This is a genomic window from Deltaproteobacteria bacterium (assembly GCA_016874735.1).
Taxonomy (GTDB): Bacteria; Bdellovibrionota_B; Oligoflexia; order Oligoflexales; family CAIYRB01; genus CAIYRB01.
The window spans coordinates 1-14,162 of sequence record VGTI01000031.1; the positions used below are offsets into that span (position 1 = coordinate 1).

Here is a 14,162-nt window from a genome sequence, read left to right on the forward strand (position 1 = left end):
GTGCACGACATCAAGTCGTTGCTCTAGGGATGGCGATACGGGGTCGTTGGACATAAGGGGCCTCCTGGGTTGAGGCCGCTTACCAAATCACAAGGGCGGTAGGTGTCTTAAAAGTTAGATAGAATCACCTAGTTGAGCTGCAAATGGTCACCAAAAGCGCCCCCTAAGACCTCGCCAGCAGGCGAAAGAGCCACTTTATGGTGACCAATTTGGCATCAACTCGATAGTTTTCGACCCTGTTTTGTTTAGTGCAAAGCCTGTTTGGTGACCAAATGGGGCTCAACTTTTATATCTCGCACGGGAACAGCGGGTCACACTAGAGGCGGAGCGAGCTCTTTCGCGATGATTAAAAGCATCGCCGGACTAGCGTATTCAGCACACATATCATAATGCAGTTGCTTAGCTGCTCCTGATAACGCTGTTACCCACCATTCGACCACATATTGGGCCTCCCGAGTTCCGGTATCGGAAATCTGGCGCAAATCTTTAGCAAACTAGTCGCGCAACCACAAGCTACCCGGGTCAGTTTACGTGAGCATGGATGGGTCAATTTATGTGAGCGGCGTAGCTCACCAGAAACGGACCATTTTGATTCTCAACGATTGGAATAGTTTCCAAAATATGTGCACTTTTTAGTCAGCTTAGTGGCAACAGCTTGGACAGTACGATGTATCAGGTAAATCATCGACGCCAAAAATATTACAACCGTCCGTGAGGCGATCTTTAAACATCATGCTTCATCGCACTCGCGAATTAGCTGATAAAATATTACGACCATACTCGGTCACGCAGCTCCAACTACTCCCATCTTACAAAGCAACCACGACCCTTTCCTTTTTTGGTCTTCATCTTGCTTTAGGCGAGTGCCTTATCGGCCGCCTACCTCGGCGGTGTCAGACGACCAAGTGGAGCTATATATGCACAAAGGGAAGCTGAAGACCTTGCTTAACAAGTTTGAGGAATACCTGATCGTCGATCACGGCCTAGCCGAAACCACCGTGGAGGGCTATATGCGCAGTCTGAGTATTGCACTAAGACGCATGCGCAAATTCTGTCCGACCGTACGCGACATCAAGCGGCATATTCTCTGGATGTACTCAGAAAAATACAGTTATCACCATATAGTCAATACCAGTTTGGCCATCGAGCATTACTGCAAGCTGCGAGGCTTTGTCATTCGCTTAGGTCGCCCGAGAAAACCCAAACGAGTCATCAAGGATACGCTAAGCGAGTCGGAAATTTCACGGATGATTCAAGCTACAAAAAACTCGCGCGAGAAGGCAATGATCTGCTTGCTCGCATACTCTGGCATGAGAAATCGCGAGATCTGCAACCTCCGGCTTGTTGATGTTGACTTAGGGTCTAACCGAATCACCGTGAAAGCAGGTAAAAACAATAAGGACCGGATCATTAACATATCGGCAGAATGCACCCTCGAATTAATCGAGTACCTAAAAAAATATCCGCGCAATAAGGAAGATTATTTATTTTCGACACTGGTGAAGAATAATCAGCTAAGTCCAGGGGACCTCAGAAAGACTCTGCGCACGGTGGCTAAACGCGAACTCGGCAAGCGAAGGGTGTACCCACACTTGGTTCGTCACAGCTTGGCGACTAATTTATTAAATAGGGGTGCTAGCTTAATCATGATTCGCGACCAACTGGGCCACGCTTTCATTGAGTCCACGATGGTGTATGTTAACTCAACAGCGTTTAGAAATCGGTCCGAGTACGAGTTCTTTAAACCAGCGTATATGTAGAGGTTCCATAAACAAGAACTTATCATAATTCTCAGCGCAATGACCTGGCTATCCAACGCGAGCTAGGGAATACAAAAGCCGCAGCCATCGGTGCGCTGCGGCCCCGGCAACTTAATATGTATGCTCAATGATTAGCAGAGCGATTTTTGCAGCTGCAGCGATCAATTCTGCCGCGATCGCAAAAAAGCGCACCAGTAAGTCGCGACACTTCGTGCCCTTGACGCGAAGCTTGATTGTGAGCGAGAAGTCGTCACAATTCTGATGATGATTTCTAGCAGGCATATCGAGTCCTCCCTCCCTCGCTTAGATCGGGCCGATAAGCCAGCGAGAGGGAGGCGAGAGATGCTGCGAGGCATCATGGCGACGGCAATGGACGACTTTTCGCGGAAATCATAAACTAGCCACGACTTGCGCTGCTGGTTCGCGATCGCCGAAACTGCTATTTGTATTCGTACATATCGTGGGTATCTAGTTGGTAACAGCTCACCCAAATATCTCACGACTCCCCGCCCGGACGCCGGCTTGATGAAAAGACTGAAAAAATATTAAAATATACTGGGATCTTGTTTCCAGTTCCAAGCGAGGATGAGCATGAAGACTTGGCAGTTAACAGACTTTCGCAGCGGCGATGCCTGGATGGCCTTTCGACTAGACGCCCAAGTCCAAAATCAAGCAGTCGACATTTATATGTTGATGGACCTGCCCAGCGGCAAGTTGCTCGGATTTCAGGCTGTTGACACTGACGTCGCCAAGGACCGTCATGCGCAAGCATTGCTGGACAGCGCTTTTGACGTCAAAGGTCAGTGGCCTAAGCGCATCATCCTCGCGAAAGCCGATCCGGCGGAAGATCCACTGCGGAAGGCCGCGGCCGTGCGCGACATCCGTCTCGAGTGTGTTCCCGAACCACAGCTTGAAGATTTAATCGCACCAGTCAAGCAGTCATACGGGCAGCGTTGCTTCTCTCCCTCGTCGATGCCCTATGCCGCTCTAGACGAAGACATTGATGAAATGGACCGCGAGAGCGTTAAGCAAATGATCCCGGAAACCTACGATCCATGCTGGTGTGCCTCGGGCAAGAAGTTTAAGTTCTGCTGCAAGCCCATCTTCAAGGACATTGTCGGCGCCATGGCCTTCGCCGAGGAAGGCCGTAAAGACGAAGCACTCAGACACATCGAAGAAGCGAAAAAGATCGTGGGCGAAACGCCTGAGGTCCTTTGTCGCGAAGCTATCGTCTGGTCTCATTTCGACAAGGACAAATCAACTGCCATTCTGGAACGCGCGCTAGCAGCAAATCCTAGCCATCCACGCGCCAACTACATCCGTGGCATCGACCTGATGGACGCCGGCAATCACCACGGCGCCATCGAGGCGTACAAAAGAGCGATCGATTGCTACCCAAAGACCGCTCGCTACCATCTGAATGAGGCCTACAACAATCTGGGCACTGCGTATTTCGAATCTGGTGACCCTATGAAGGCAAAGGCTGCGTGGGAGCAGGCACTCGTACTGATGCCATCGGACAAAACAGTGCGGCGCAACCTCATCGAGTTCATCTACGGAAATGCGCAATTGTCCGGAGCTCAGCGCGCGGTGAGTCCATTCGTAGAGAAGTTCTTCGACAGGGTACGTTGACCGGCATATACGAGCACTTTATTACGCCGGTTTACTGATCAGTAAACACTGGCTGGCGGACGTTGAGGCGTCCATCGACGCCGCTGAGTCGACTGATCAGGATCGCGACTCCTAGGGCACGCGGATGTGATGTCGGTCCCGCCGGCCGCCAGTGTCACTTATGGCTTCGACTTGCCGCTGGCGGCTTGCTAAGTTGCGACATCCAAGGTAGAAATAATATGTGGTTTTTCTGAAAAAAAGTCTATATGTGTATCAATGCAATCTATTGAAAATAAAGTAATAAGTCGCATATACGGCCGAAAGAGGGGGTGGGTCTTTACCCCAAACGACTTCCTCGATCTTGGAAGCCGAGCTATTATCGATAAAGCGCTATCGAATCTGGCGCAACGCGGAACTGTAAGGCGTCTAACAAGGGGACTGTATGACTACCCACGGCTACATCCCAAACTTGGCATCCTGCCACCTTTTCCCGAGCAGGTAGCTGCCGCGATCGCGGCAAAGGACCAATCCAAATTTCAACCAAGCGGTGCCTATGCCGCAAACCTCCTCGGATTGACCGAGCAGGTTCCCGCAAAGATCGTTTTTCTCACTGATGGCATGAACCGAACGGTCACCATCGGCAAGACAAAAATCACTTTCAAGAAAACCACACCCAAGAACATGGCTACCTCGGGCCGAATCACAGGACTGGTGATCCAAGCCATCCGTTACCTCGGAAAAGCGCACGTTAATCAGCAAACCATCGACCAGTTACGCAGTCGACTGTCCAATACCGACAAAATGCAGCTCCTGAAGGATATCCGCTACGCGCCCGCATGGATTGGCTCGATTATCCGTCACATCGCTGAACCTAAGGACTAAAGAATGGATCAATTCGCTCAGCTCGCTCCTGACGAGCGCCGTGCCTACTTTGAAGCAGCCGCAGCTAATCTCGGGAACATGAGCGCCGAGATCATCCAAAAAGATTTTTGGGTTTGCTGGACACTTAAAAATCTCTTCGGTCTCGACGACATCGGCGCCCATCTCACCTTCAAGGGGGGCACATCTCTGTCCAAGGTCTACGGAATCATCAAACGCTTCTCTGAGGACATCGACGTAGCAATCGAACGAGACTACCTCGGGTTCGGGGATCTAAAAGGCCCGGAACACGCAGCCGGAACAAAGGAGCGAGAGCGGCGACTACAGAGCCTCAAGGTCAGTTGTCAGGATACTGTCAAGGGTCAGATACTCACAGCATTTTCTGCACGCTGTGAATCACTCCTTAAGCCTAACAGCTGGAGCCTCGCCATTGACGCAAACGACTCCGATCGCCAGACTCTGCTATTCACCTTCCCCAACGCGATCGACACCGGCCTCCAAGCCTACGTGCGGCCTGTAGTTAAGATCGAACTCGGTGCCCGGTCGGACCACTGGCCTGCGCAACAAGCAAGTATCAAGCCTTACCTACACGATGCCTTTCCAGCAGCGTTGAGCGAGCCGTCGTCTACAATCCGTGTCTTGGCAGCAGAAAGAACTTTTTGGGAAAAGGCGACGATCCTGCACATGCTCCATCATTGGCCGGCCACCAAGCTCCTCCCGATCCGAATGTCACGCCACTATTGCGACTTTTACATGCTGCTTGGATCTATCGTTAAAGACCTCGCGCTGAAAGACGACGCCCTTCTGACGCGCGTTGCCGAGCACAAATCCGTATTCTTTCGTGCCGCATCTGCAAAATATGAAGAGGCGAAACGTGGAACCCTCCGCCTCGCGCCACCGGACCACCGATGTACCGCTCTCAGAACAGACTATGCGGCAATGTCGTCGATGTTCTTTGATACGATTCCAGACTTAGAGGTGATCATCGCGACCATCTCGGCGTTTGAACAGAGTTTCAACGGGGACTGAACACGGAATGGATCGAAGGGTTGTTACGGCGAATACCTGAAAGGCATAGGCTGCCGGCCTGAGGCACTCATACCAATTGGTTGGGCCGCCGGTTCCGGCCGCGAAGGCCAGAACTGGCAAGCCCTTAAGCTCGCATCATGACATTCATGTGGCCCTATTTCGTGAGACTCCCCGCTAGCAGCATGCCAAGTAATTCGTCACGACTTAGACCACGCTGCTCTTTGGAGACTTTGCTAAACAACAATTCCAACCGATCCTTATTCGTGAGCGTACCCTCACAAATTGTCGCAATATGATGCTCCGTAAGCAGCTCCAGAGCGTAGCTCAGCAGATCATCGGCCTTAACACGCCGGCCACGCCGATGCTTATTGGCTTGCTGGAGCAACTGTTCCAGTTTGAGTTTGGTGGTGGTGCGAATTCTGATTGGCGTTGAGGCTACATTTGCCTCCGGCTTGCGTCTCTTTTTTGAAACGCCATTGCCCACATTGCCAACTTCAGATGTAACCGTCATTTCCGTTCCGCCCAAAATGATCGCGATTGTTGAGCGCGGTAATCGCTCGACCGCGGTCGAAGGCTGGGAACAGACGTTTCTAGAGAGCAACCAAATAGAGGTGGGCCAAAGTGGGCCAAATTCTATACACGAGAATACTCATCAATACCGGTCGTGGGCAAAACTGAGGGGCAAAATTGAAAGATAACTACCTGTAAATACTAACCCATACTTCTCAGTACCAAACCTGCTGTTACCTCCTTACACATGGGCGGCATGGGCGGGATGATGTGATAGCCCCCTGATTTCAGGGAGTTATTCATCATTTTCTGCGTAAATTTATCCCAGTGGACGGGAGCCTATCAGAAGGTAGGCTCCCGTTTTTATTTCACAATTTGGAAACTTCGATCGCTCAGTATGTGCGGCAGGAAGTAATCTGTACGGTTTATTTTGGATCTTAAAACAGACTAAATACATCTTTTTTTTGGATTGAAATGAACCAAGGCTTGGTTCATAATAATCGACAAAACAGATGCAATAGGTCTGAAATGGCATCAAAGATAAACCAAATCCTTGCCAAGTGGCTTCCTGGGGACGTGCATACCCTCAAGTGGTTTAAAGAAAATGGCGTTAGCCAGCGGGTTGCCTTCGGCTATTCAGAGAGTCGCTCCATTCAAAAGATCGGTGTCGGCGCATTTAGCCTGCCGGATGCTGAACTGTCTTGGCTAGGTGCTATAAGAGCAATGCAGCAGGAACTCCAGCTCCCCATCCATGTGGGAGCCCGAACCGCATTGGAGCTTCATGGTGCAGCCCATTACATTGAGCCAGACACAAACCCCATGATTACCGTTATCGGCTCCAGAAAATTTAACGTCCCGAGTTGGGTTCGGATGAATGACTGGCATGCAAAACTCTGTTTCAAACAATCTTGTTTGATCAATGGCGAACAATCTCTCACAGCGTTTAGCGCTAATAGACTTGAAATCAAGATCTCGACCCGCGAGCAGGCTATCTTAGAGCTGCTCGACGACCTTGACCTTACTCACGGCTTTGAAACAGCAGAGAATTATCTCTTACCGCTGATGACTCTGAGACCTACACTAGTCCAGGATCTACTAACTCGTTGCAATTCCATCAGAGTGAAACGCGTATTTTTGTATCTGGCAGACAAGATGAATCTACCTTTCTTCTCCAAGCTCAGCCTTGACGCGATCGAACTGGGGTCCGGCAAACGGGTCGTCGTCAAAGGTGGGAAGTTTGACACAAAGTATAAGATCACCGTACCGAGGGAAGATACGGAGGATAGGTTTGATTTCTGAGATCTATGAAAATCAAGTTGATCTCCTCTTGGAAGTCTTACCTATTGTGGCGAGACACCCTGAGTTTGCCATCAAGGGTGGGACGGCCCTTAATCTATTCTGTCTGGATATGCCCCGTTTATCTGTTGATATCGATCTTTGCTATTTGCCGATCAAAGACCGCTCTGAATCATACTCTGACATTCATCGCATCCTGGACCAGATGAAAGACCAGATTGAACGAACGTTTGGGTTTAAAGCGCAACCGAATCATCCACTCGACGGTAAGCGGGAAGCACGGATAGTGGTCGCGACCGGAAGCGCTAACATTAAGATTGAGCCCAATTATGTCCTTCGTGGCAGTTTATTTGCTCCGATACAGATGGAGATTTCTGAGATTGTGCAAGCCCGATTTGAAAAAAATGCCACCGCACTCGTTCTCGACCAAAGTGATCTCTATGGTGGCAAATTCTGTGCTGCACTAGATAGACAGCACCCACGCGATCTATTTGACGTCCATCACTACTTCTTGAGGAACTCAATAAACACTCAGGTGAAAGACGCCTTTATCTTCTATCTTCTGTCGCATAATCGACCCACACATGAGCTCCTGGATGCTCGGGAGTTAAATATCGCGGAAATTTACGAAAGTGATTTTCTCGGAATGACCGATCGAGAGATTTCTGTTTCAGATCTCACACAGGCCCGAACGAAATTAAAATTTGAACTATTGTCGGCGCTCGATGACCGTGATCGCCGCTTCCTAACTACCTTTACAAAAAACGACCCTGACTGGAGCTGCTACAATCAGCCTAAAATTAAGGACTATCCCTCAATTCGCTGGAAACTCCATAACCTCGGTAAGATCAGCGAAAGAAAGCGAGTTGAACAAACAAAACTGCTCGCCGACATTTTGAAATAAGTTAAATTATATCCATCTGAAATCGTGGAAAAAATGTTTAAGTTTACAGAACTGCGCTCCACAAAACTAATAAAAGCGAAACTGCTCAGCCCACGTAAGCTATATAGATGGGTAGCGAGGATATTTAGCTGCTATCTCACCTACGAGTGGTTTCTGTTCACCACACAGTCTGATGTTGCTCATATCAGATTTACGTTTAGGATCATGACCGAGCAAATTCCAAAGGTCTTTGTACTTTTTGTCATAGGGCTATGGCTTTCGTCTACAGCATGGGGCTGGAGACACAAAAAAACGGTGTACCTACTCTTATTACCGTCACTCCTTATGTCTCCACAAATCGCGGGTTTTCCGTTCACCATCATGGGATGGCTATCATTTGCGGTAGCCCTCTGGGCTTATATTACAGTTTACAATGCTGAAAGGACAAACCATGTATTGGTGGCCACCCAATCTAATGGCTGAGGCAACAAAAGAGGCATACATATATTTCGATACGAAGATTCGCCCCCTACCTAAAGACGAAAATGGTCAAATAGATGCTACAGTAGCAGGGTTCGTTGATAATGACGTTGACGCGTTTCGCCATGCATACGTGAGTGGAGTTTTCACCCAAGAATATAACGAACAAACGGCAAATATTTTAGGCTGGCTCAATGAAGGGACATCGATACTTTCACCGTTCGGAAGTACCAATATGGACCTATGAAATAACAGCATCGGCCGTAAACTGGGCTCAAAGGCAAAAACAAGGGAACAGCTCGCAGACTCAGTAAGGCAAGCCCTAAAATCCGGGGAATTGATCATAAGGTTAGACGACTCAAGAAAGTTTACTGAAAGTGTGCCCAAAAAACCCTCTGGCGATCATTCGGTGATTGTCCTTAAAAAGGACAACAAGGGAGTTAATGAGCATTTTTACGATTTTGATTCATCAAAGGTCCTATCAAGAGCCGAATTTATCGCAGAAATTCAGGCTGACCACTATCCAGGCTACGGGATTAGAGGCATAAGAGGCGTTGATTATCCTTTTTCAAAGAGGGATGGCGATCCACTCAACAACCTGGGCTAAACTTAATCGGCATACGTGGCAGCGGGGTCAGCACCCCCATCCGCGCCCCAATTGCGCCGCAATTTTTGTGCTACCAGATACCACTCCCTACCAAACGCAAAAAACTTTTCGGCAAAATTTTTGTCTCAACTACCCGTAAATACTAGCCCATACTTCTCTGTACCAAAAATCATTCACCTGCGGTCCACCGGGCGGCATGGGCGGGATGATGTAAGATCCTGTAGTTACAGGGCTTTATAGCTCACCTAAGCTAAACAATTGGGCTCCTACCGCAAGGTAGGGGCCCAATTTGTTTGATCTAAGACACCAAAAACCGCCAGTGACCTAAATGCCGTGCATTTGGTCTAACTTATTAGACCATTATGGTATTGAGTTTTTACTCAAAAAGACCGATAAACGACATAGGAGGGGGCATGAAGTTACTAAGCAAGATTCGCAACTCAAAAAATCTAGGTGAGCGCGATGCCGCGCGATCTGCCGGTATTGCGCGTGCAACTTTGCGATCACTTGAAGCTGAACCGCGAAGTAGCAGGCCTGATATCTTGGATCAGGTGCTTCACCTATACTCACGTCAGGCAATCTTAGCCTTAGTCCCGATCGAACCAGCTGCCAGCGAACAATCGATCGTAGCTATCTCAATTGCCGTCGTTAATCAGGGCTTTGAATCCTGGAAGATTTATTTGATGGACTTCGTCGATGAGTTCAGGCGTTCACTCGATGCGAGACTTGTCCTACTGCCTCCAGTCAAAGCATTAGACCCCAGACTCAGAGCGCTCATGGCCTCAACTACCGCTGCACTTTGCGCCGAATCAGGGATTGATGTCCCCGAGTGGGCAAGACCAAGCTATTTCTTGGATGAACCGTGGTTTTTGTCCGGCATGGAGTCGCTAAAGGCCATGGCTATAATTGAATCGCCTGTTGAATTCCGACGCAACAATATCTTCGTTCATGACAACTTTCTCCAGAGGGCCTAATGCTCACAGCCGAGCAAATAAAATCATCTTTCAACGCGCTCAATGAAGAATTGCGCCGTCAGGGCCACAAGGGCGAAATCGGCATCGTTGGGGGCTCCGTCATGTGCCTGATTTATAATGCTAGGGCTGCCACTCGTGATGTAGATGCTATTTTTGAGCCAAGTCACATCATTAGACAAGCCGCAGCCAAAATTGCTGGTGACTTGGGCTTGCCTACGGATTGGCTCAATGACGGCGCGAAGGCCTACCTCGTTAAGGACTTTGCGCGGCAGGACTACCTACAATTGTCTAATTTACTAGTTTGGGCACCGGAACCAAAGTACATGCTCGCCATGAAATGTATCAGCGCGAGGTGGGATTCCTCCGATAGTGATGACGTAATTTTTTTGACCAACTACCTGGGGATCAGGACATCCCAAGTCATATTTGACATCATTCAATCTTACTACCCAAACTCAATGATCCCACCGAAAACAAAGTTTTTTATCGAAGAGTTACTGCAGGAGTGACAACTCATCGATGCATTGATTAGTCTCCTACTAATCTGTGCCGCATGGGACCGATCACGTTGCTCGTCACTATACATCTCCGCTTTCACCCCAGTCAGCAGCTCATAGGGAGTTAAGCCTTTAAGTGCCATCCGGGGGATGACCTCGTTTTGCTGCTTAATGTAGAAGCTTACAGCACGCCGCAACTCGTCCACGTTCCGAATGATTTTGTGATTTAAACAATTGCTCTTTAGCGACTTAAAAAAGACCTAAATCATCGTATTTGCGTGACGAATCTCGCGCCGGGCTATGCGCCTAAGCACCCGAGGCTTTGAGGCAGCATCTGTTGGAATAGCGTGAGCGCCGGTGTTCTCCGCCCTAACGGTTGGGGACATATGCCAGCTGAGCACCGCACGATAGCGATTATCAGGTACCACCTGCAGACATTGGACACTACCGTCAGCTAGGCGCACTTTGGTAACGTCAAGATGCCAATACTCATGAGGGTGTTTAGCGTGGAGGCCGCGATATTTTTTGGTGTGGCGCCGTGCCTTGAGACGCGGACGTATCCATTTATTTTTAGAAACGTATTTGTACCACGTTTGGATGCTGCAGCTCAGAGTGCCGCGGCGTCTCGCAAGTAGCGCTACAGAACAAATAGGCATATGGGAGAATTTAGGGCTTTGCACCATCTCCCTCATAAGCCGTACTTCATCCGCACTGAGTTGCCTAGGATGACGTCGCAAACACGAACCGCTTGGGGACACCGGACAACGCTGCGCCACCTTAGCGATTCTTTTAAGCAGAGTCTTAGGCACCGCTCCAGACTCGAGCAGTTAGCCATCGGCTGAAAGCCACTAAAACTCGCTTCGCTATGCCAAGTGAGCAAGTGTAGTCTGAGCTTGTCATGAGGATTCGGCGCATACCGTTGGCTCCCGAAATTCCCCTAAGGCGAAGCCCTAATTCCAGATGTTTTTCGGCACGTGGGGGACTAAACTTGAACACAATTTTCTACCCCATCCTGATAAATTACCAATATTTACAATTATTTAGATAAAAATGCTCGGCACAGCTCGCATCCCGAAGTAGGAGGACCAATGCTAGGCTGTTTTGCCGAAGAATTTGGCGTAGGATTACGATATTTCTGCTTTACTCTTGGCGCGATTGCTGGAATTTGACCGAGGCACGCATAGCCCCAGTATGAGGCGAATTGGGTAGCAGTCCCATTAAATGGGTACTGTACAGCGTTCCACACCCCATTCAACTTGACTGCCAAGAGTGGGTACAATACCCTATTAATAGGTACTGAATATATCTTTGGTACCTATTAACGAGGTGTTCAGTGAAGTCTTTCGAGGACGATTTTCTACAGAGACACCCCATCAACCAGACGCTCATTAAGACCATTCGGCTGCTCGGAGAGTTTCGTGGCAAAGAGGACCTTTTCCGTGTCCAATCACCGCAGACCCTCGAAACCCTGAGACAAAATGCAGTGATCCAAAGTACCGAGTCTTCCAACCGAATTGAGGGGGTCGTTCTTCAAGACTATCGGCAGCTGAAAGCGCTGGTTGAAAGCAAGATTCAACCGATCACACGGCCGCAGCAGGAGATTGCTGGCTACAGGGACGTGCTGCAAACGATTCACGATTCACACGCCGATATTCCCCATACAGCTCGAATCGTGCTGCAACTCCACCGCGATCTGTTCAAATACACAGCTGCCCCAGGCGGAACCTGGAAAAACACCGACAACGCCATCACTGAAACTGCTGCCGACGGCACAAGGACGGTGCGTTTTCAGCCTGTGTCAGCCTGGCAGACGCCAAGCGCCATGGAAGCGCTGCACGAGCAATTTCGTCGCGCTTTGGAACCACCGAACTCGGTCGAGCCCCTTATCGCGCTCGGCGCCTATATCCTCGACTTTCTCTGCATTCATCCCTTCCTGGACGGAAATGGGAGGATTGCGCGCCTCTTGACATTGCTGATGCTCTATCAAGCCGGTTTCAATGTCGGACGATACAGCAGCCTCGAGAAAGTCGTCGAAGATACCAAGGATGGATATTACGACGCATTATACAAGTCGTCACAGGGCTGGCACGACGGGAAGCACGACCTGACGCCGTGGCTCGAATATTTTCTTGGCGTCATGCTGCTCACAGCTTACCGAGAATTTGAGAACCGCGTCGGATCGGTTGAAACCGCCAAGGGTGCTAAGGCAGCAATCGTCATAGCCGCCATTGAGAGACTTCCAGTGAGGTTTACAATCGGTGATGTTGCGAAGAAATGCCCCACCGTCGGCATCGACCACGTTAGGAAGATCCTGCGCGCCGAACGCGATGCAGGCAGACTCGTAGCAGAAGGACGCGGACCTAACGCGGGATGGGTTAAAAAGAGCGAGTAGAACATTTGCAGGTCTATCAACTAGCCAAAACATAAATGGGCGCCTCGCCACTGCAGAGCATTAATCAAGCGGACCACTTCGACACGACTGCGACACGATTTTTATGCCTCTCGCTACCAATCAGCACCAAGAAATGGGAGGACTTACCCGTAAAGTTAAGTCCTAAGTACCCTTAAATACGAACCAATACTAATTGGCACCAACTCTGGCGTGGACCATTTGCAACTGGCGGCATGGGCGGGATGATGTAGAGCAGCAACACCACTCTAACTTGATCCAAGTGACGCGCAATGTTATAACTTGTAATAACCGTGATACATGAGATCACCAACGTGATGGAATTCTACAATCATGAGTGAAACAACGAAGTTAAGAAAAGTCGGCAACTCAGCGGGCGTCAGTCTACCCAAACAGGTGATCGAAGCGCTTCAGCTGCATCTGGGCGAAGAGTTGCAGCTTACCATTCGAGGGGACTGCCTGATCATTCGCAAAGTTCAAACTCTGAAAGATCTACTGGCATCCGTACCAGAGAATGAGACGAGCGAAGAATGGAAGACAGGACATGCGACGGGCCAAGAGGTGATCGACGATGAGTAAAAAGAAACCTGTTTACCATCCAGAACGAGGTGATATCTGCTATCTGGATATGGATCCCATCCTAGGTGTTGAGCAAGATAAAAGACGACCAGTTCTTGTGTTGTCTGACGGTGAATTCAATCGCAAACTTGGACTTGCCTTTTTCTGTCCCATTACATCGACGCCACCCCGACACGGATTTCATATTAAGCTCACCAATCACATGATGACTAAAGGTGTTGTCATTATCGAGCAGCTTAAAAGTCTGGACTATGTTGTGCGCCATGCATCTTTTGTTGAGCGAGCTTCTGATGAGGTTACTGTCGCAGCAAGCGCAATTCTCCTACAAATAATAAAATAAACTCATATGTGTTGACATGAGACCTACAGGTTTCACCGGGAACGCCCAAAAACAAATGCAGATTTTAGAGGATTCGCTCGAAGGACTTCGAGTTAGTAGGCTAAAAAGGCGGAATAGGCGGGATGATTTGGGTTAGAAAATTTGCCCACTTATGCAAGGCGAGCGATCCATGATGGGTTACATTGTAAGATAAATAAAGATTCTTTTAGCTTTAGAATCTGGGTGTTCGTACCGATACATAGAAATATGTATCTCGCAGTTCGTATATAGATTCGGGGTCTGGGAAACAGCCAAGTGGAAGGCCGCG

At 49.2% G+C, this 14,162-nt stretch carries 16 protein-coding genes; 13 read left to right on the plus strand and 3 right to left on the minus strand.

All coding sequences use genetic code 11. The features are described from left to right. Positions 1–917: 917 nt before the first annotated feature. From FJ146_12470 to FJ146_12485, 4 genes are all read left to right on the plus strand, one after another. On the plus strand, positions 918–1,760 hold the full coding sequence (locus FJ146_12470) for a hypothetical protein (protein MBM4252779.1): 843 nt from the start codon (positions 918–920) through the stop codon (positions 1,758–1,760). Positions 1,761–2,345: 585 nt separating this feature from the next. Further along, complete coding sequence (locus FJ146_12475; protein ID MBM4252780.1) at positions 2,346–3,392, plus strand: tetratricopeptide repeat protein; 1,047 nt, start codon at positions 2,346–2,348, stop codon at positions 3,390–3,392. A 255-nt stretch (positions 3,393–3,647) separates the two neighbouring features. Then, positions 3,648–4,253 carry a hypothetical protein gene (locus FJ146_12480; GenBank protein ID MBM4252781.1) on the plus strand — a complete coding sequence of 202 codons (606 nt, stop codon included), beginning with the start codon at positions 3,648–3,650 and terminating at the stop codon, positions 4,251–4,253. 3 nt (positions 4,254–4,256) lie between these two features. Beyond that, entirely contained in the window at positions 4,257–5,279 is a 1,023-nt protein-coding gene (locus tag FJ146_12485) for a nucleotidyl transferase AbiEii/AbiGii toxin family protein (GenBank protein MBM4252782.1), read from the plus strand. Positions 5,280–5,433: 154 nt separating this feature from the next. On the opposite strand, the gene FJ146_12490 is transcribed toward FJ146_12485, so the two are convergent. After that, on the minus strand, positions 5,434–5,790 hold the full coding sequence (locus tag FJ146_12490) for a hypothetical protein (protein MBM4252783.1): 357 nt from the start codon (positions 5,788–5,790) through the stop codon (positions 5,434–5,436). A 473-nt stretch (positions 5,791–6,263) separates the two neighbouring features. Between FJ146_12490 and FJ146_12495 the strand changes: the two genes are divergently transcribed. From FJ146_12495 to FJ146_12520, 6 genes are all read left to right on the plus strand, one after another. Beyond that, positions 6,264–7,088 (plus strand): hypothetical protein, encoded by an 825-nt coding sequence (locus FJ146_12495; protein ID MBM4252784.1) that lies wholly within the window; start codon positions 6,264–6,266, stop codon positions 7,086–7,088. Then, complete coding sequence (locus tag FJ146_12500) at positions 6,946–7,989, plus strand: nucleotidyl transferase AbiEii/AbiGii toxin family protein (GenBank protein MBM4252785.1); 1,044 nt, start codon at positions 6,946–6,948, stop codon at positions 7,987–7,989. The genes FJ146_12495 and FJ146_12500 overlap by 143 nt, the downstream gene beginning before the upstream one ends. A 454-nt stretch (positions 7,990–8,443) precedes the next feature. Continuing rightward, a complete protein-coding gene (locus FJ146_12505; protein ID MBM4252786.1) occupies positions 8,444–8,695 on the plus strand; it encodes a hypothetical protein in 252 nt (83 codons plus the stop codon). Between the two features lie 162 nt (positions 8,696–8,857). Then, positions 8,858–9,055: a hypothetical protein gene (locus tag FJ146_12510; protein ID MBM4252787.1), complete on the plus strand. Its 198-nt coding sequence runs from the start codon at positions 8,858–8,860 to the stop codon at positions 9,053–9,055. A gap of 413 nt (positions 9,056–9,468) precedes the next feature. After that, entirely contained in the window at positions 9,469–10,029 is a 561-nt protein-coding gene (locus FJ146_12515; protein MBM4252788.1) for a hypothetical protein, read from the plus strand. After that, entirely contained in the window at positions 10,029–10,538 is a 510-nt protein-coding gene (locus FJ146_12520; GenBank protein ID MBM4252789.1) for a hypothetical protein, read from the plus strand. The genes FJ146_12515 and FJ146_12520 overlap by 1 nt, the downstream gene beginning before the upstream one ends. Here FJ146_12520 and FJ146_12525 read toward each other — a convergent pair. After that, positions 10,475–10,744: a hypothetical protein gene (locus tag FJ146_12525; GenBank protein MBM4252790.1), complete on the minus strand. Its 270-nt coding sequence runs from the start codon at positions 10,742–10,744 to the stop codon at positions 10,475–10,477. The two genes, FJ146_12520 and FJ146_12525, sit on opposite strands and share 64 nt — an antisense overlap. 42 nt (positions 10,745–10,786) lie before the next feature. After that, positions 10,787–11,335, minus strand: a complete 549-nt coding sequence (locus FJ146_12530) for a hypothetical protein (protein ID MBM4252791.1) — start codon at positions 11,333–11,335, stop codon at positions 10,787–10,789. 524 nt (positions 11,336–11,859) lie between these two features. On the opposite strand from FJ146_12530, the gene FJ146_12535 reads away from it, so the two are divergent. The 3 genes from FJ146_12535 (at position 11,860) to FJ146_12545 (ending at position 13,855) form a co-directional block, all read left to right on the plus strand. Further along, the gene (locus FJ146_12535) at positions 11,860–12,918 is read left to right on the plus strand and encodes a Fic family protein (protein MBM4252792.1); all 1,059 of its coding nucleotides are present in this window, start codon (positions 11,860–11,862) and stop codon (positions 12,916–12,918) included. A 351-nt stretch (positions 12,919–13,269) separates the two neighbouring features. After that, entirely contained in the window at positions 13,270–13,515 is a 246-nt protein-coding gene (locus FJ146_12540; protein ID MBM4252793.1) for an AbrB/MazE/SpoVT family DNA-binding domain-containing protein, read from the plus strand. Continuing rightward, complete coding sequence (locus FJ146_12545; protein MBM4252794.1) at positions 13,508–13,855, plus strand: type II toxin-antitoxin system PemK/MazF family toxin; 348 nt, start codon at positions 13,508–13,510, stop codon at positions 13,853–13,855. Before FJ146_12540 ends, FJ146_12545 begins: the two co-directional genes overlap by 8 nt. Positions 13,856–14,162 lie beyond the last annotated feature (307 nt).

What these genes read in the sequence shown, in the direction of transcription:
- FJ146_12490 (MBM4252783.1), bottom strand. Translation starts at nt 5,790, where the DNA reads ATGACGGTTACATCTGAAGTTGGCAATGTGGGCAATGGCGTTTCAAAA.
- FJ146_12505 (MBM4252786.1), top strand. Translation starts at nt 8,444, where the DNA reads ATGGCTGAGGCAACAAAAGAGGCATACATATATTTCGATACGAAGATT.
- FJ146_12475 (MBM4252780.1), top strand. Translation starts at nt 2,346, where the DNA reads ATGAGCATGAAGACTTGGCAGTTAACAGACTTTCGCAGCGGCGATGCC.
- FJ146_12520 (MBM4252789.1), top strand. Translation starts at nt 10,029, where the DNA reads ATGCTCACAGCCGAGCAAATAAAATCATCTTTCAACGCGCTCAATGAA.
- FJ146_12480 (MBM4252781.1), top strand. Translation starts at nt 3,648, where the DNA reads ATGCAATCTATTGAAAATAAAGTAATAAGTCGCATATACGGCCGAAAG.
- FJ146_12545 (MBM4252794.1), top strand. Translation starts at nt 13,508, where the DNA reads ATGAGTAAAAAGAAACCTGTTTACCATCCAGAACGAGGTGATATCTGC.
- FJ146_12540 (MBM4252793.1), top strand. Translation starts at nt 13,270, where the DNA reads ATGAGTGAAACAACGAAGTTAAGAAAAGTCGGCAACTCAGCGGGCGTC.
- FJ146_12515 (MBM4252788.1), top strand. Translation starts at nt 9,469, where the DNA reads ATGAAGTTACTAAGCAAGATTCGCAACTCAAAAAATCTAGGTGAGCGC.
- FJ146_12470 (MBM4252779.1), top strand. Translation starts at nt 918, where the DNA reads ATGCACAAAGGGAAGCTGAAGACCTTGCTTAACAAGTTTGAGGAATAC.
- FJ146_12485 (MBM4252782.1), top strand. Translation starts at nt 4,257, where the DNA reads ATGGATCAATTCGCTCAGCTCGCTCCTGACGAGCGCCGTGCCTACTTT.
- FJ146_12495 (MBM4252784.1), top strand. Translation starts at nt 6,264, where the DNA reads ATGAACCAAGGCTTGGTTCATAATAATCGACAAAACAGATGCAATAGG.